Genomic DNA, 15621 nt, shown 5'->3' on the forward strand with positions numbered 1-15621 from the left:
TCAGGCCTTGGATGCGAGGGGAAGCGTGGTGGTGATGGCATGCCCGCGATGGAACACAAATTCGTCGCCGCGCCGGCTGGGGTGCAGCAGGTGGTCCTGGCAGCCGGTCCGCAGCGTGCTGCTGGTCCAGTCGGCGCCCAGGTAGGGCTCGTGTGGCGGGGCGCCCAGCATGGGCAGGGCAATCGGTTCGGGCTGGATCTTCATGCCGAAGCCCTGTCGTCAGTAGTTGCCGTTTCTGGCGCGATCTGACGCAACTCAAATCGGGAGCAGGCTGTTCCAAGTCCAGCAGCAAAGACGTGTTGCTTCACGACAGTGACGGTGGTGCCATCAAGACGCGCGCGGATGGTGAAGGCAACCACATTCTTGAGGTCAAGGCCAATCACGGCGGCCAGCTGTTGAGCAGCAGTGATCCTCATGCCGCCACCTCGTCCAGTCGCTCGACATCGGTCACGACACAGCCTGTCACGCCCTCGGCCTTGCGCCGCGCGTCAACCGCATCAGCTGCCTTGAGCTGGATCGACGGCAGGGCGCCGTCCTCGGTCTGGATGGTCTGGCCGTAGCCGTCCCTGGGGTCGTAGGTGCAGCGGTAGCTGCGGGCGAGGGTGACTTGCATCGGCATCTCCTGTTTGACTAGAACATTATAAGATGACTGATCTTATTGATTCAATTTCTTATGTTTGATCCTTGTGTCGGTTTTGCATGGACGTAAAAAAACCGCCATCGGGCGGTTGGGTTGATCGGATTGACGATGGGGTTCGGTCGGCTCTAGATTGTGAGTCGATCGGGCCTGTCAGACCGCAACCTGAATTGCAAGATCTGAGCGCTCACGCGACTCGGTTTTCGGCGTCCGGAGTGTCGCCGGCGCTGGCTTGCTGCAACTTCTTTAGCGTCGCTCCTGCTTCTTCCAAGGTGGCTTGACCATTTAGCCACTTGATCATGACTCCACGGCCTGCATCCTGTAGCAAGGGAGAAAGGCCGTTGATGGCAGCCTGAACCTCTGCCAGCGCACCTTCTATGCCGCGCGGGGCAGGCATAGACCGGATGACGGCAGAGGAAGCTTTGGCGGTCGGTGTCATGTCTCCCTCGCCGGTGGCGAGCCAAACTGCGTCAACCTCGCAGGCGATGGCAATCTGGACGGTGAACGCTGATTCGTAGGCTGATGACTCGATCTGAGAAATGTTGGACTGGGACACACCCACTGCTGCAGCAAGCTGACGCTGGTTCAGCTTTGCGTGCCTGCGGGCGTCTTTCACGCGTTTTCCGAAGTCTGTTGGCATGCGGCCCATGCTGCCTACCTTGTCGATCATAGCGCTCATGCGTTTAAGAAGTTGTCTTATAATTTGTGGATGGACTGGAAATATGTCATCGACAGAGCACAGGATCGACACAAACTGAATCAGCGTCAGCTCGCCGTGCACGCTGGATGCACACAGTCAGCCATATCGCAGCTCTACAACAGCAAGGCCGTAGATCCGCGCTACAGCATTGGAGCCAAGCTCATTGAGATGGCAAGTACCGAGCCGGATGTCGTCGAGGCAGACAAGGCTGGGTTGTGATTTCTTCTTCCGTCTTTCATGTTTGGTTCCTCCCTACAGCCAGTGTCGCACCGGCCAGGAATCGTGTCACTAGCAGCATTTTCTGAGGTCTGCCATGCAATTGCTCGACGCCGCCTACCACACCGTTCACGACTACCCCGGCGGCGCGCCATCGCTGGCCCCGCGCATGGGCAAGAGCCCCCATACCCTGAACCACGAGGTCACCGGCAACGGCAGCGCCAAGTTCGGCTTGGTTGACGCGGTCAAGACCTGCCAGCTGACGGGCGACTACCGCATCCTGTACGCCTTCGCCGAGGCCTGCGGTCACGTCTGCATCCCCATGCCGGCCGATTCTGCAGCAGATGCCCAGGGAGTGCTGCACCAGATGGCCGAAGCCTCACGCGAGTTCTCGGAGCTGTGCGCCGAGGTCTGCACCTCGGCCGCCGACGGCCACATCAGCGACAACGAGCTCGAGCGCATCGGTCGCGAGCGGCTTGACCTCATGGGGGCACTGGCCCGACTGGGCGAGGCGGTGCTGTCCCTGAACCAGGCTGGCAAGCCGCGCCATCTGCGGGGGGAGTGATCCATGCGCCCCGCATCTGAAGTCCGCACCGCGCTGCTGCAAGCCGTCCGCCATTGCCACGGCCTGGGCCAGAGCCCGACGCTGCTTGAGCTGGCCCACCAGGCCCAGGTCGGCGTGGCTGCAGCGACCCACACAGTCAAGAACCTGCGCCGCGCTGGCCTGCTGCAGATCTGCGGCACGCGCCGGGTGGCCTACCGGAACCGCCCTGTGGCGGAGTACGCGCCGGTCAGCCAGCCGATCGAGCTGGCAGCCGTGCATTCCCTGCAATCGACCCTGCACAGCTGGGTCAAACCTTAACCCTCCATGACATTTGCACCAGTGCCGCCAGCGGTGGACACGCCGGCCTGGGCTGACATCACCCTGAATCCGAGAGGTGCCGCATGAACCGCGCACCTCTGCCTCCCATCAACTTCAACGCCCTGTCCGATGCGCTGCTGTCGCGCGCCGACCAGATCGTGCCGGTCTGGCTGCCGGGCGGTCGCCGCGTCGGCCATGAGTGGGTCTGCGGCGGCCTGCACGGTGGCGAGGGCACCAGTTGCTCGGTCAACCTGCGCACCGGCCGCTGGGCCGACTTCGCTTCCGATGAAAAGGGCGGCGACCTGGTCAGCCTGTACGCTGCTATCCACGGCCTCGATCAGGGCAGGGCAGCTGTCGCCGTCGCGCACGACGAAGGGCTGGAAGACGTAGCCGGCGTGCAGCATGACACCAGCCATCAGCGGCCGGAGCGTCCCGAGCCGCCGCCGCCCACGGCCAAGCCCGCCCGCCAGGAAGAGGGCTGGACCACGGTGCGCCCGGTGCCGCCTGGCATGCCGGCGCCTACCTTCCGACATTACAGCCGGCCGGCCAGCGACATCGTGCGCACGGCCGAATACCGCCTGGGCGATGAGCTGCACGGCTACGTCGTGCGCTTCCGCACAAGCGACGGCGGCAAAGATGATCTGCCCTATACCTGGTGCACCAGCGCGCGCGATGGCGCTGCAAAATGGCACTGGCGGCAGTTCGACGAACCGCGCCCGCTCTACCTGCCCGGCCACAGCCTGCCCGCCGGCCGCACCGTGATCCTGGTCGAGGGCGAGCGCAAGGGCGAGGTGCTGCAGCAGCTGCTCGACGCGCAAGCCCCGGGCATCTACTGCGTGGTGGGCTGGCCGGGTGGCTGCAAGGCCTGGGCCAAGGCGGACTGGTCGTGGATCGCCGGCGCCACTGTGCTGGCCTGGCCCGACACCGACAGCAAGCGTGTGCCGCTGCCGCCCAAGGAAGCCAACGCCTGCGCCGACGATGCCGAGCGTGACGCCCTTAGGGCCAGCAAACCTTACCTGCCCGCCCACAAGCAACCCGGCATGGCCGCGATGCTGGGCATCGGCCGCCTGCTCGAGCGCGAGCACGGCTGCAAGGTCCAGCTGCTGGCCATTGATGGCCCGGGCATCAAGCCTGACGGCTGGGACGCTGCCGACGCGATCGAGACCGACGGCTGGGACTTTGCGCGCGTGCTGGCCTTCTTTGCCACCGCCTACGCGCTGCCGCCCGAGGTCGACCAGCCGACCACGCCAGAGCCGCCGGTGGCAAAAAAAATCGATGGCCCCGTTGGCACTGACGGCAGCGATTCCCCTGATTCGCCTGCGGCGCTGCCCTGGTGGCTCGAGTGCTTCTACGACGCTGACAAGGGCCGCTGGAACTTGAGCCGCAAGACCGTGATCCTGGCGCTGCGCCACGATCCCGCGCTGCAGGGCGTGCTGGGCTACAACGAGCTGTCCAACACCATGGAGGCGCGCCGTGACTGGCCTTTCCCGCACGGCCGGGCCGGCAAGATCACCGGCGCCGTCGACCTGCTGCTGGGCAACTGGCTGAGCCGGCGCTACGGCCTGCCGTCCATCACTCGCCAGGCCATCATGGAGGCAATGGAGACCATCGCCTACGAAAACCCATGGCATCCGGTTAGGGAGTGGCTGGGCGGGCTGCAGTGGGACGGCAAGAGCCGGTCTGACAAGTGGCTCATCCATGCCATCGGCGAGACCGCCGAGACGCTCGACCCCACGATGCACGAGTACCTGGCGCTGGTCGGCCGCTTCTGGCTGATCGGCATGGTCATGCGCGTGATGCAGCCCGGCAGCAAGTTTGACTATTGCCCGGTGCTCGAAGGCCCGGGTGGTCTGTTCAAATCCACCATGGTTGAAACCTTGGCTGGTGTCGCCTGGTACAGCGACGCGCCGTTCGAAATCGGGAAGGGCAAGGAGTCACAGGAACAGGTGCAGGGCATCTGGGGGTACGAACTGGGCGAGCTGTCCCAGATGGGTAAGGCTGAGATCACCGCCATCAAGGCATTCATCAGTTCGAAAGTTGACCGCTACCGTCCAGCCTATGGCCGTGTGGTCGAGGAATACCCGCGCCAGTGCGTGCTGGTAGGCACCACCAACGAATTCACTTACCTGCGCGATCGCACCGGAAACCGACGTTTCTGGCCGATCCCGGTGCGCAATCCGATCCGGATCGCATGGCTGGCCAAATGGCGCGATCAGCTTTTTGCCGAGGCCTTCACGCTCTATGCCGAGGGAATAAGCTGCATCCCGACCCGCGAGCAGGAAGACCGCCTGTTTGCTCCGGTGCAAGAGTCGCGCCTGATCGAAACTGCTGTCACCAGCGAGCTGCTGGCCGTGCTGACCCGTCAGCCCACTGCCACCGGCATTGGCGCCATCGTCAACCAGCTGACGGACTTCGTCACGCTGGCCCAGCTGGTGAAGGCGCTCGACATGGATGCGGGCAAGTCGACGGCTGGCCTGGAATCGCAGATCCGCAGCTGGATGACGCACCAGGGCTGGCAGCACAAGAAGAAGCAGGTCAACGGCGTGCGCGCTCATGGTTGGGAGAGGCCGGCCGATTGGCCCGCCCCCGATACCGACATGCCAGCAGCGGACGCTGGGGCATCTACCGAACCGCCGGCAGACGATGAACCGTTCTGACCGTCACTCCATCACCACACAGGACACGGCGCTGAATGGCGCCCGTGTGCTGGTCTCACGCGCCGAGTGCGAATGGGATGCGGAACGCACTGGGGCCGAGCGCCCCAGCCAGCACGCGGGCGCATGGATGCGCGTGGCTCAGGCAGTGCCCTGAGTGTCCAAGTGTCCAGGGTGGCCGGCGTTTTCCATGGAAGCGTATTGGCAGCTATAGGGCCTGAATCAGCAGGTCGAGCTGCTGCATTGTCCAAAGCCAGGCCATCCCCGGCCACCACCCCCAAGGCAGGCGCAGGCAGGCAGGCAGGTGCCTAGGCGCGTGCGCACACGCGCGGACACATTAATTCTCATTACCTCTCTATAGAAAGGATGGACAGTTGGACACTTCAAGGACCGCAGTAGATGTCGAACAGGCGATTCGTGACATCAAGTCCCTCATGCCCGAGACCTACCATGCCATCCTTGAGCGGGCCAAGGACTCGGATCTGGGCCGCCAGGCCTATGCACTTGTCAGGCGCGGCATCAAGGGCGAGGCCAACTGCTTCTATGCGATGGAGCGGGGCCGCGTGGTAGGCGCGCCGTTCAGCATGCCCGACGTGACAGCCGAGATGGCGCGCTACATGGTGCAGTTTGGCTGCAGCTTCATGATCATGTGGCAGCCCGACAGCGCGCGCCAGTCGGCGCCGGGAGCTTGACCATGGCGCGCATCGAATGGGTCAGCGCCCGGCTGGCGATCTGGGGCGCCTGGCGGGCCAGGCGCGAGGACAGCGGCCTGGGCTTCCCGAGCACCAACATCCTGCTGAGCCTGGGCGGTGGCGGCGCCGGCGGCTACCGCGAGACCGTGGTTCCGATCAACGAGCTCGAAGCCGCCGAGACCGACCGCGCCGTCGAGTCGCTCAAGCTGGTCAAGTCCCACCTGTACCTGACGCTGCAGCACATCTACGTCGGCAACACCGGGATCCGGCTGTGTGCCCAGCGCATGCGGCGCGCTGAGTCGACCATCAAGGCCCAGCTCGAGCAGGCAGATGCCGAGATCGCGCGCTGGTTCGATGCCAAGCGCGAGGCGGCCGAAGCCAAAAGGAGTTTTACTCCTTAGACTTTGTTGGTACATTTCAGGCAAGCTGTGCAGTCGGTGTGTCCAACGCCTGCCGCACATTCTGCCCCGCAGTGGTTTCCGCTGGCGGGGCTTTCTTTTTCTACCCCCATGCTCAAGGCTGCACCGCGTCCCTGTACCCATCCTGGCTGCGGTGTCCTGGTGCGCGATGGATCGGGCCGGTGCGACAAGCACCCGAGGCCTGAGTGGTCCAAGCCTGTTACTGCGACAAAGCGCGTGACAGGGCGAAAGCTTCAGGCTATGCGCGCTGCATTGTTTGCCCGTGAACCTTTGTGCACTGAGTGCAGCAAGCATGGGCGTGTGACTCTGGCTACTGAGCGCGATCACATCAAGCCGCTGGCTGAGGGCGGTGCTGATGATGACAGCAATATTCAGGGACTGTGCCATTCATGTCACGAAAGCAAGAGCCATGCAGAGGCTCTGCGCGGTAGGCATCGAGCTCGCCGGTAGTGGGGGAGGGGGCATGAAAAGTCTGCAGCCCATTAGCGGAAACCGGAACCCATAAGAGCATTTTTGTGCGCGCAGGTTTTGAAGGGGGGGGTACCCCCAAAGGCCTGATCCTGATTCACCCGAGGACATCATCATGACTGGATCCCGCGGGCCGCTTCCAAAGCCTGCGGCCCTGAAATTACTGGAAGGCAACCCCGGCAAACGCGCGCTCGACATGTCGGCGGGCGTCAATCCGCGTATCGAGATCCCGACAGTGCCCAGGCACCTGGGACCCGAAGCGCGTAAGGAGTGGAAGCGCATCACGCCCTTGCTGGAAGAGCTGGGCCTGATCAGCGGCCTGGACCGAACCGCCCTGGCGCTGTACTGCCAAGCGGTGGGCCGGCTGGCCGAGCTCGAGACCGCATTCAACGGCCAGGTCGCGCGCCTGGTCGAGCAGGAAGGCATTGACTATGCCGATGCGGTCTACCGTGCAAGTCACGCGATCACGCCCAGCGGCTACGCGCAGCAGAGCGTGATGGTCCAGCTGATCAAGAGTCATCGGGAGCAGGTCAACCGCTACCTGATGCACTTCGGCCTGAGCCCAGCCGCGCGCGGCCGAGTGCAGGCCAGCAACTACGTGCAGCCGACGCTGCCCGGCATCGATGAGAAGCCCCATGCGCAAGCCAACGGCTTCGCTCGCTTCGCCGTGGTTGGGGGTGGGCGTTGAGCAACCGCTACGTCGAGGCCGCACAGGCCTACAGCCGCGCCGTCGTGGCCGGCGAGATCCCGGTTTGCAAATGGACCCAGCTGGCGGTCGAGCGGCAGCTGGCCGACCTGGCGCGCCCCGCTGGACCTGACTGGCCATGGGTGTTCAGCCCCGAGGCGGCTGAGCGGCCGTGCGCCTTCATCGAACTGCTGCCGCACACCAAGGGCAAGTGGGCGCGCGAGCGCCGACTGATCGAGCTTGAGCCGTGGCAGTGCTTCGTCATCACGACCGTTTTCGGGTGGGTGCACCGCGAAACTGGCCTGCGTCGTTTCCTGGAAGCGTACGAAGAGGTTGCGCGCAAGAATGCAAAGAGCACCAAGGGCTCTGGCCTGCTGCTGTACATGCTGGCAGCCGATGGCGAATACGGCGCCGAGTGCTACACCGCTGCCACTACCCGCGACCAGGCACGCATCGTGTTCGACGATGCCCGCGTCATGGCTGAAAGAACGCCTGACCTGCGCACCTGGTTGGGCGTGGCCATCATGCAGCACAGCCTGACGGTTGCACACACCAGCAGTAAGGCCGCTCCGCTGGCCGCCGAGGGAAGCACGCTTGATGGCCTGAACGTGCATTTCGCGCTGCTGGATGAGCTGCACGCTCACAAGACCCGCGCCGTCTACGACGTGATCGACACCGCCCGCGGCGCGCGCGAGCAGTCGCTGCTGTGGACCATCACTACTGCCGGAACCGACCGATCTGGCATCTGCTACGAGCGACGCACTCACATCACCCAGATCTTGAACAAGGTGGTCGTAGACGAGCGTGTGTTCGGGATCATTTACACCATCGACGATGGTGATGATCCTTTCAATCCAGCAGTGTGGCCCAAGGCTAATCCGAATTTTGGCAAGTCGGTGTTGCCGGATGACATGGAGGCCGCCGCCCGCAAGGCCAAGGCGATGCCGTCGGCGCTGAACAACTTCTTGACCAAGCGTCTGAACGTCTGGGTGTCGGGCGAGTCGCCCTGGATGGACATGCGCGCCTGGGAGCGCTGCGCCGACCAAGCGCTGCGCGACGTCAGCGCCTATTCCGGCCAGGGCGTCAAGGTCTGGGCTGGCCTGGATCTGGCCCAGAAGAAGGACTTTGCCGCACTGGTGTGCGTGTTCGAGCTCGACGGCAAGTGGCATGTGTGCGTGCGTCTGTACCTGAACGAGCTGGCGATTCAGGAAAGCGGCAACGCGCACCTGAGTGGCTGGGCCCGCCAGGGATATGTGACGGTCACCGATGGTGACATCACCGACTTTGACGTGGTGGCCGAAGACATGCGGCAGCTGTGCCGTGATTTCGATGTGCAGGAGATTGCCTTCGACCCGGCGCTGAGCATGTACTTCGCGGGAAAGCTGATCGAGGAGGGCTTGCCGCTGGTGGAAATCACCCAGCGGTCGCTGTTCTTCACACCGCCGCTGATCCAGGTCGAGAACCTGGTGCTGGAAAAGAAGCTGGCCCACGACGGCAACCCGGTCATGGGCTGGATGGTGTCGAACCTGGTGGTGAAGGAAAGCAAGTTCACCGAGCTCAAGTCGCCCACCAAGGAGCGGCCTGAAAACAAGATCGACGGTCCGATCGCCATGTTGATGGCGCTGGGCCGGGCGCTGGCAAGGCCCAGCAGTGAAAAATCCTTCTGGGAAATCGAATCGTGAATTTGTTTGCGCGCCTGTTTGGGCGGAAGTCCTATGCGATCAGCGACCTGGTCAAGGACTTCGGTCTGTCCGCGCCGGTCAAGTCCGGGGTACGGGTGGGCCGTGTCCAGGCGCTGCAACTGTCGACCGTTTTCAGCTGCCTGCGCGTGCTGGGCGAGGGCGTCGCGCAGGTGCCGCTGAAGCTCATGCGCAAGCAAGGCCGCGACCTGGAGTCGGCCACCGACCATGACCTGTACGACATCCTGGCGCACCAGCCCAACGGCTGGATGACCTCGTTCGAGCTGCGAGAGCTGATGGTCTGGCATGCCGCCCTGTGCGGTGCTGGCCACTGCTTCATCAACCGAGGTACCGGCGGACGGATCCTTGAGCTGATTCCGCTGCAGGCTGGGTCGGTCGTGACCAAGCAGTTTGCCGATTACAGCTTGCAGTACACGGTGTCGGCGCCGAGCGGCGCGCAACAGGTATTCCCGGCCGAGTCGATCTGGACCGTGCGTGGCCCGAGCTGGAACGGCTTCGAGGGCCTTGAGGTGCTGAAGCTGGCCCGCGAGGCCATCGGCCTGAGCCTGGCCGCCGAGGAACATCACGCGCGCGTGCACAGCAACAGCGCGGCGCCGTCGGGTCTATACAGCGTGGACGGCCAGCTGACGCCCGACCAGTACAAGGCGCTTCGGACATGGCTCGACAACGAGTTCACCGGGCTGCAAAACATTGCGCGCCCCATGATTCTGGATCGCAACGCCAAGTTCACACCGTATGCGTTCAAGGGCGTGGACCTGCAGCACCTGGAGACGCGCAAGTTCCAGATCGAGGAGGTCTGCCGCTTCTTCCGTGTCATGCCGATCATGGTCGGCTACAGCGACAAGGCCGCTACCTACGCCAGCGCCGAGCAGATGTTCCTGGCCCACCTGGTGCACACGCTGATGCCCTGGTACAGCCGGATCGAGCAGTCGGCCAATGCCAAGCTGCTGAGCCGGCCCGAGCGCAAGGCGGGCCTGTACGTGAAGTTCTACGAGCGCGGCCTGCTGCGCGGCGCGATGAAGGATGAGGCCGAATACCTCTCGAAGCTGGTCGAGCGTGGCGTGCTGACCCGCAACGAGGCGCGCGAGCTGATGGAGCGCAACCCATTGGACGGGCTGGACAAGCCCCTGACCCCGATCAACCTGACAGCCGACCTCAGCCCGGTCGAGCCCCCGCAAGGAAACGCGAATGCGTGACTATCTCGACATCCCTTTCAAGATCAAGGCCGTCAGCGAAGACGGCCTTTTTTCTGGCTACGGCTCGGTCTTCGGCGTAGTCGACAGCTACCAGGAAGTAGTCGCCAACGGCGCCTTCAAGGAAAGCCTGGACGCCCGCACGCCGTCGCTGCTCTGGCAGCACCGCAGCGGCGAGCCGATCGGCGTCTACACCACGGTCAAGGAAGACAACATCGGCCTGTATGTCGAGGGCAAGCTGGCCCTCAAGACCGCGCGCGGCGCCGAGGCCTACGAGCTGCTGAAGATGGGCGCGATCAGCGGCCTGTCGATCGGGTTTGTGACCCGCGAGGACAGCTACGACCGCGTGACGGGCGTGCGCACCTTGAAGAAGGTGGACCTGTGGGAAGTGTCTCTGGTGACCTTTCCGGCCAACGACGCCGCGCGCGTGGCCAGCGTCAAGTCGATCGAATCCATCAAGTCTTTGGCGGATGCCGAAGCCTACTTGCGAGAGGCAGGCGGGCTCGGCAAACGCGAAGCCGTGGCCATGCTGGCCCGGATCAAGTCCCTGCAGGGTCGGAGTGAGTCCGATGGGCTGGGCGAACTGAAGGCGCTGATCCAGCGCAATACCTCCCTGTTGACATTTTGAAGGACGCACATCATGCAATTCATTGGTAAGCACCTCTCCCGCAAGCACCTGACCGTTGGCCTGCTGGTCGCAGTCGCCCTGGCCTCTGCAGCTGGCAACGCATTGGGCCTCGGCCTGATGGATCCGGCCTGGCTGGCCGGCCTGGGCGCGCTGGCCATGGCCGGCGAGCTCGAGATCAAGGACATCACCAAGCTGCTGACCGAGCAGGGCAAGGCTTTCGAGGAATTCAAGAAGGCCAACGACGATCGCCTGCAGGCCAAGGCCGATGGCAAGGCGGTCGGCGATTTCGAGGCCAAGCTCGGCAAGCTCAATGAAGTGATGGACGCCATCAAGGAGCAGGTCAAGGAGATCGAGAAGAAGGCCGGCCGCCCGGGCACTGGTGGTGATGTCGATCCGGCGCGCGCCGAGCACAAGCAGGCCTTCAAGCAGTTCCTGCGCAAGGGCGATGACTCCAACCTGGCCGCGCTGCAGGCCAAGGCCTACAACATCACCACCGACGCCGACGGAGGCTATGCCGTGCCCGAGGAGTTGGACCGCGAGATCCTGGGCCAGCTGGTCGACGTGTCCCCGATCCGCGAGATCGCCAACGTCCGCACCGTCTCGACCAGCGACTACAAGAAGCTGGTCAACATCCGCGGCACCGCCAGCGGCTGGGTGGACGAAGACGACGCGCGCAACGCGACCGCCGGCAGCTCCATGGCCCAGGTCACGCCGTTCATGGGCGAGCTGTATGCCTACCCGCAGGCGACCCAGCAGATGCTGGACGACGTGTTCTTCAACGCCGAGCAGTTCATCACCGATGAATGCGCGACCGAGTTCGCGCGCGCCGAGGGTGCGGCTTTCGTGACCGGCGACGGCGTCAAGAAGCCCAAGGGCTTCCTGGCCTACGCCACGGCTGCTATGGCCGACAGCAGCCGCGCTTTCGGCACACTTGAGCACCTGGTGACCGGTGTGGCGGGTGGCTGGGCCGCCAGCAACCCGAGCGACATCCTGATCGCGCTAACGCTCAAACTCAAGGCGGGCATGCGTGCCAATGCCCGCTGGGTCATGAACAAGGGTCTGCTCGGCGAAGTCCGCACCTTCAAGAACTTGGAAGGCGACTACATCTGGCGCCCGGGCCTTGAAGCCGGCCAGCCCGACCGCCTGCTGGGCTATGCCATCACCGAAGCCGAGGACATGCCGGTCAAGGCCGCTTCGAGCCTGTCGCTGGCGTTTGGCGACTTCAAGCGCGGCTACACCATCGTCGACCGCATCGGCACCCGCATCCTGCGCGACCCGTACACCAACAAGCCCTACGTCGGCTTCTACGTGACCAAGCGCGTCGGCGGCATGGTGGTCGACAGCCAGGCGATCAAGCTGCTGAAGTTCAGCGCCTGATGAACCGGGCCCGGCCGCTGTTGCGGCTGGGTCCATCAAGGAAACCCCCATGAAGCTCAAGATCACCAAGGACTTTGCCTTTGCACACCGCGGCTGCGACGTGGTCCAGTACCAGGCCGGCACCGAAGTCGAGACCGACGACCAGGAACTGATCAACGTCGCGCTGGCCGAGAAGTGGGCCAGCAAGGCCCGCCAGCCGCGCGACAGCAAGGCGACTGACGCGCCGGAACAGGTCGAGCAGTACGTCGAGGCCAGCAAGGCGACTGACGCGCTCGACCAGGCCGGCCTGGATCTGCCGCCTTTGGCCGCCTGACCGGATAGCACCGCGCCATGACCACTACCCGAATCACACAGCCGGCCAGCGAGCCGATCACGCTGGCCGAGGCCAAGGCCCATCTGCGTCTGACGCACGACGATGAGGACCTGCTGGTTAGCGCCATGAGCAGCTCTGCCCGCGCGGCCTGCGAAGACCGTCTGCAGCGCACGCTGATCACCAGCAGCTGGAAGCTGACTTTGCCAGCCTTCCGGCCTGTCATCTATCTGCCCATGGGTGATGTGCAGAGCGTGACGGCCGTGACCTACAAGGACCAGGCTGGAACCACCCAGATCCTAAGCCAATCGGCCTACCAGTTGGGCCGGCTGAACGGGCAGCCGCTGCTGATGCCTGCCCCCGGTCAGAGCTGGCCTGCCACGCTGACTGGTGTGATCGAAGCGGTGGACATCGAATATCTAGCCGGTTACGGCGACACGGCAGACAAGGTACCGTCTCCGATCAAGGCCTGGATCCTGCTGGCCCTCGGCGACTTGTTTGAGAACCGGCAGGCCACCAACATCGGCAGCAGCGTGAACCGGCTGTCGTTTGCTGATGGGCTGTTGGATACCTACAGGAATATCTTGCTATGAGCCTGACCGATCGCCTGCGGCATCGCGTCCGCATCGAATCGCTGGCCGTGACACGCGACGCGTTCGGCGGCGTGATCGAGGCCTGGGCCCCGCTGCATGACAGCGTACCGGCCGAAATCGTGCCGCTGAGCGGTCGCGAGTTCCTGGCCGCCCAGGCCACGCAGGCCAGCGTCACGGCGCGTATCACGGTGCGCTACCTGCCGGGCCTGACCGCGCTGATGCGCGTGGTGTATGGGGCCACTGTCTACAACGTCGAGGCCGTGCTGCCTGACCCGACCCTGCGGCGTCACCTGACGCTGATGTGTTCCACCAATCTGAGGAGCTGATGATGGATGATGACGAACTGAAAGAACGCCTCGGGCGCATCGAGAGCCTGCTGCTCTTGCTGGTCAACGCGCTGCTTGATGACGACGGCGACGAGTCCGATTCGGAATGCTCGCTGGACGGCGACCCGTTGCCCGGTGAACGTGACCCGTCCATGCCTCTATGAAAACCGAGACCGAAATCAGCGGCGCCGAGGGGCTGATCGAGTTGCTGCAATCGCTGCCGGCCGAACTGGTCAGCAAGGGCGGCGGCCCGGTGCGGCGCGCAGTGCGCAAGGGTGCAGTCCTGATCCGTGAGGAAGCCAAAGTGCAGATGATCGCGCGCGGCAACAGCCCTGGAAAGACCGGGATTAACTATGCAACTGGCTTCGCCGCCAGTCACATCATCATCAAACGCAAGAAGCTGACCCAGATCAAGGGCGAGCGCTTCATCGTCACGGTGCGTCCCGCTGTCCATCCGGGCGGCCGGAAGTTTCGTGGCACGCCGTTGAAGGCCAACGATGTCGCGTTCATGCTGGAAGCAGGCACGTCCAAGCAGCCTGCCGAGCCCTGGATCCGGCCCGCCTTTGCGGCCAAGCACGAAGAAGCGGCGCAGGTCATGGTGACCGAGCTGCGTGCTGGTCTGGACCGAATCATCAAGAAGCTGGCCAAGCGACGCTGATGCTGCCTCCGATCTACCTGATCCTGTCCCAGGACGCCGCGACAGCGGAGATCGTGGGCATGCGGATCTACCCCCACGCCGAGGCTCCGCAGGATGTCGCCCGTCCTTACGTGACCTGGTTCGTGGTCGCTGCGCCGCCCGACCTGGTGCTCGACGGCCCGCCGCCGTCCGACCGCTGGACGATCCAGATCGATTGCTGGCACCCGACCAGCGCCGGCATCGTGCAGTTGACCAGCGCCGTGCGCAGCGCGATCGAGCAGCACGCCTGTGTCACCACCCTGTTCCTCAACGGCCGCGAGCCAGAAACCGGGCTGTACCGCATGGCGCTTCAGCTCGATTACCTGCTGTCCCGCTGATTCGTCCCCTGTTCAACCCCATGCCCGCCTTGAGCGGGCTTTTTTGTAGGAGCTCCCGATGAGCGTGAAAACCCAAGGCACCGAGCTGTTCTTTGCCGACAACAGCGCGACCATCCCGGCGATGGTCAAGATGGAAGCGCCGACCGGCATCACCGGCCTGGGCGGCGCGGCCGACCAGATCGACGTGACCGACCTCGACGTCACCACTGATCGCCAGTACGCGCGCGGCCTCGGAAGCCCCGGCCAGGTCAGCGTTCCGTTCATCATGAAACCGACGGCTGCCAGTCACAAGCGCCTGTTCGAGTTGAAGGCCAGCGGCGAGACGCTGAGCTGGCTGGTCTGCCTGTCCGACGGCACTACCGACCCGACCTACGCGGCCGGCGCGCTGACCCCGCCGGTTGGCCGCTCGTCGATCGCCTTCGCTGCCTACATCGCGGACGTGGCGCTTGACATCGCGACCAATGAAGTCATCCGCGGCACACTGACCCTGCAGCGCTCGGGCGCCGTCACCATGAACTGGAAGGTCTGAGCATGCTAGACGAATCGCTGTTTGTCGGAACCGACCTGCATGAGCGCGAGGTCGAAGTGGCCAAGGACAAGCAGGTCAAGCTCTGGTTCAAGGAGTTGCCCGCCATCGAGTTCATCCGCTTCTACACGCTCTCGACCAGCGATGACGAAATGGTGCGACTGGGGGCAGCAGCCCGGCTGATTTCTTCGTGCCTCGTCAACCCAGACGGCTCGCCGGCCATGAGCTACGAGAAGGCCCTGACCCTCAAGAACAAGCCGCTGAACGCGATCTTCGCTGCCGTGCAGGAGGTCAACGGCAGCGCGTCGGGAAAGCCGTAACCGAGCCGGGCGAGGCCCGGTTCTGGCATGTGCTGGCCCTGGCGCTGGGCAAGACGGTCGGCGAGCTCAAGCGAACCATGACCCAGCGTGAGTTCCGCGACTGGATCGCGTTCTACCGCGCGAATCCGTTCGATGACCTGCACCGCTACCACCGCCCCGCTGCCCTGGTAGCGCAGTCCATGTCCGGCACCAACGTGCAGGGCCTGATCGACTGGCTGCACCCGCCCCAGTGGCAGGACGATCTCAGCCAGGCTGACATCAACACCCTGCGCGCGCTGGGCATCAAGTAACAAGGAAAAGA

General features: G+C 64.2%; 24 protein-coding genes. 20 read left to right on the forward strand and 4 right to left on the reverse strand.

Annotated features, from left to right (window positions below):
• From PHR85_RS03880 to PHR85_RS03895, 4 genes are all read right to left on the reverse strand, one after another.
• Positions 1-204 (reverse strand): hypothetical protein, encoded by a 204-nt coding sequence (locus PHR85_RS03880; RefSeq protein WP_300050695.1) that lies wholly within the window; start codon positions 202-204, stop codon positions 1-3.
• Positions 201-416, reverse strand: a complete 216-nt coding sequence (locus tag PHR85_RS03885; RefSeq protein WP_300050697.1) for a hypothetical protein — start codon at positions 414-416, stop codon at positions 201-203. The genes PHR85_RS03880 and PHR85_RS03885 overlap by 4 nt, the downstream gene beginning before the upstream one ends.
• Positions 413-613, reverse strand: coding sequence for a hypothetical protein (locus PHR85_RS03890; RefSeq protein WP_300050699.1), 201 nt, complete (start codon positions 611-613; stop codon positions 413-415). Before PHR85_RS03890 ends, PHR85_RS03885 begins: the two co-directional genes overlap by 4 nt.
• A 211-nt stretch (positions 614-824) precedes the next feature.
• The gene (locus PHR85_RS03895) at positions 825-1418 is read right to left on the reverse strand and encodes a helix-turn-helix transcriptional regulator (RefSeq protein WP_300050700.1); all 594 of its coding nucleotides are present in this window, start codon (positions 1416-1418) and stop codon (positions 825-827) included.
• Between the two features lie 232 nt (positions 1419-1650).
• On the opposite strand from PHR85_RS03895, the gene PHR85_RS03900 reads away from it, so the two are divergent.
• The 20 genes from PHR85_RS03900 to PHR85_RS03995 all read left to right on the forward strand — a co-directional run bounded on the left by PHR85_RS03900 (position 1651) and on the right by PHR85_RS03995 (position 15610).
• Positions 1651-2118 carry a phage regulatory CII family protein gene (locus PHR85_RS03900; RefSeq protein ID WP_300050702.1) on the forward strand — a complete coding sequence of 156 codons (468 nt, stop codon included), beginning with the start codon at positions 1651-1653 and terminating at the stop codon, positions 2116-2118.
• 3 nt (positions 2119-2121) lie between these two features.
• Positions 2122-2415: a hypothetical protein gene (locus PHR85_RS03905; RefSeq protein ID WP_300050704.1), complete on the forward strand. Its 294-nt coding sequence runs from the start codon at positions 2122-2124 to the stop codon at positions 2413-2415.
• Positions 2416-2498: 83 nt separating this feature from the next.
• Positions 2499-5072 (forward strand): VapE domain-containing protein, encoded by a 2574-nt coding sequence (locus tag PHR85_RS03910; protein WP_300050706.1) that lies wholly within the window; start codon positions 2499-2501, stop codon positions 5070-5072.
• A 431-nt stretch (positions 5073-5503) separates the two neighbouring features.
• Positions 5504-5761: a hypothetical protein gene (locus tag PHR85_RS03915; RefSeq protein ID WP_300050708.1), complete on the forward strand. Its 258-nt coding sequence runs from the start codon at positions 5504-5506 to the stop codon at positions 5759-5761.
• Between the two features lie 2 nt (positions 5762-5763).
• Entirely contained in the window at positions 5764-6162 is a 399-nt protein-coding gene (locus tag PHR85_RS03920; protein ID WP_300050710.1) for a hypothetical protein, read from the forward strand.
• Between the two features lie 258 nt (positions 6163-6420).
• A complete protein-coding gene (locus PHR85_RS03925) occupies positions 6421-6630 on the forward strand; it encodes an HNH endonuclease signature motif containing protein (protein ID WP_300050712.1) in 210 nt (69 codons plus the stop codon).
• A gap of 133 nt (positions 6631-6763) precedes the next feature.
• Complete coding sequence (locus tag PHR85_RS03930) at positions 6764-7336, forward strand: phage terminase small subunit P27 family (RefSeq protein WP_300050714.1); 573 nt, start codon at positions 6764-6766, stop codon at positions 7334-7336.
• A gap of 44 nt (positions 7337-7380) precedes the next feature.
• Positions 7381-9015, forward strand: coding sequence for a terminase TerL endonuclease subunit (locus tag PHR85_RS03935; protein ID WP_300050716.1), 1635 nt, complete (start codon positions 7381-7383; stop codon positions 9013-9015).
• Entirely contained in the window at positions 9012-10229 is a 1218-nt protein-coding gene (locus PHR85_RS03940) for a phage portal protein (protein ID WP_300050718.1), read from the forward strand. The genes PHR85_RS03935 and PHR85_RS03940 overlap by 4 nt, the downstream gene beginning before the upstream one ends.
• Positions 10222-10854, forward strand: a complete 633-nt coding sequence (locus PHR85_RS03945) for an HK97 family phage prohead protease (RefSeq protein WP_300050720.1) — start codon at positions 10222-10224, stop codon at positions 10852-10854. The genes PHR85_RS03940 and PHR85_RS03945 overlap by 8 nt, the downstream gene beginning before the upstream one ends.
• Positions 10855-10866: 12 nt before the next feature.
• Positions 10867-12231, forward strand: a complete 1365-nt coding sequence (locus PHR85_RS03950) for a phage major capsid protein (RefSeq protein WP_300050722.1) — start codon at positions 10867-10869, stop codon at positions 12229-12231.
• 49 nt (positions 12232-12280) lie between these two features.
• Complete coding sequence (locus tag PHR85_RS03955) at positions 12281-12544, forward strand: hypothetical protein (RefSeq protein WP_300050725.1); 264 nt, start codon at positions 12281-12283, stop codon at positions 12542-12544.
• 17 nt (positions 12545-12561) lie between these two features.
• Positions 12562-13134, forward strand: a complete 573-nt coding sequence (locus PHR85_RS03960) for a phage head-tail connector protein (protein WP_300050728.1) — start codon at positions 12562-12564, stop codon at positions 13132-13134.
• Positions 13131-13460, forward strand: a complete 330-nt coding sequence (locus PHR85_RS03965; protein ID WP_300050730.1) for a phage head closure protein — start codon at positions 13131-13133, stop codon at positions 13458-13460. Before PHR85_RS03960 ends, PHR85_RS03965 begins: the two co-directional genes overlap by 4 nt.
• A 2-nt stretch (positions 13461-13462) precedes the next feature.
• Positions 13463-13624: a hypothetical protein gene (locus PHR85_RS03970; protein ID WP_300050732.1), complete on the forward strand. Its 162-nt coding sequence runs from the start codon at positions 13463-13465 to the stop codon at positions 13622-13624.
• Complete coding sequence (locus PHR85_RS03975) at positions 13621-14118, forward strand: HK97-gp10 family putative phage morphogenesis protein (protein ID WP_300050734.1); 498 nt, start codon at positions 13621-13623, stop codon at positions 14116-14118. Before PHR85_RS03970 ends, PHR85_RS03975 begins: the two co-directional genes overlap by 4 nt.
• Entirely contained in the window at positions 14118-14474 is a 357-nt protein-coding gene (locus tag PHR85_RS03980) for a DUF3168 domain-containing protein (protein ID WP_300050737.1), read from the forward strand. The genes PHR85_RS03975 and PHR85_RS03980 overlap by 1 nt, the downstream gene beginning before the upstream one ends.
• Before the next feature lie 58 nt (positions 14475-14532).
• A complete protein-coding gene (locus PHR85_RS03985; protein ID WP_300050739.1) occupies positions 14533-15003 on the forward strand; it encodes a phage tail tube protein in 471 nt (156 codons plus the stop codon).
• 2 nt (positions 15004-15005) lie between these two features.
• Positions 15006-15320, forward strand: a complete 315-nt coding sequence (locus PHR85_RS03990; protein WP_300050744.1) for a hypothetical protein — start codon at positions 15006-15008, stop codon at positions 15318-15320.
• A 29-nt stretch (positions 15321-15349) separates the two neighbouring features.
• A complete protein-coding gene (locus PHR85_RS03995; RefSeq protein WP_300050747.1) occupies positions 15350-15610 on the forward strand; it encodes a hypothetical protein in 261 nt (86 codons plus the stop codon).
• Positions 15611-15621 lie beyond the last annotated feature (11 nt).

The organism is Malikia sp. (assembly GCF_028687635.1).
Lineage (GTDB): Bacteria > Pseudomonadota > Gammaproteobacteria > Burkholderiales > Burkholderiaceae_C > Malikia.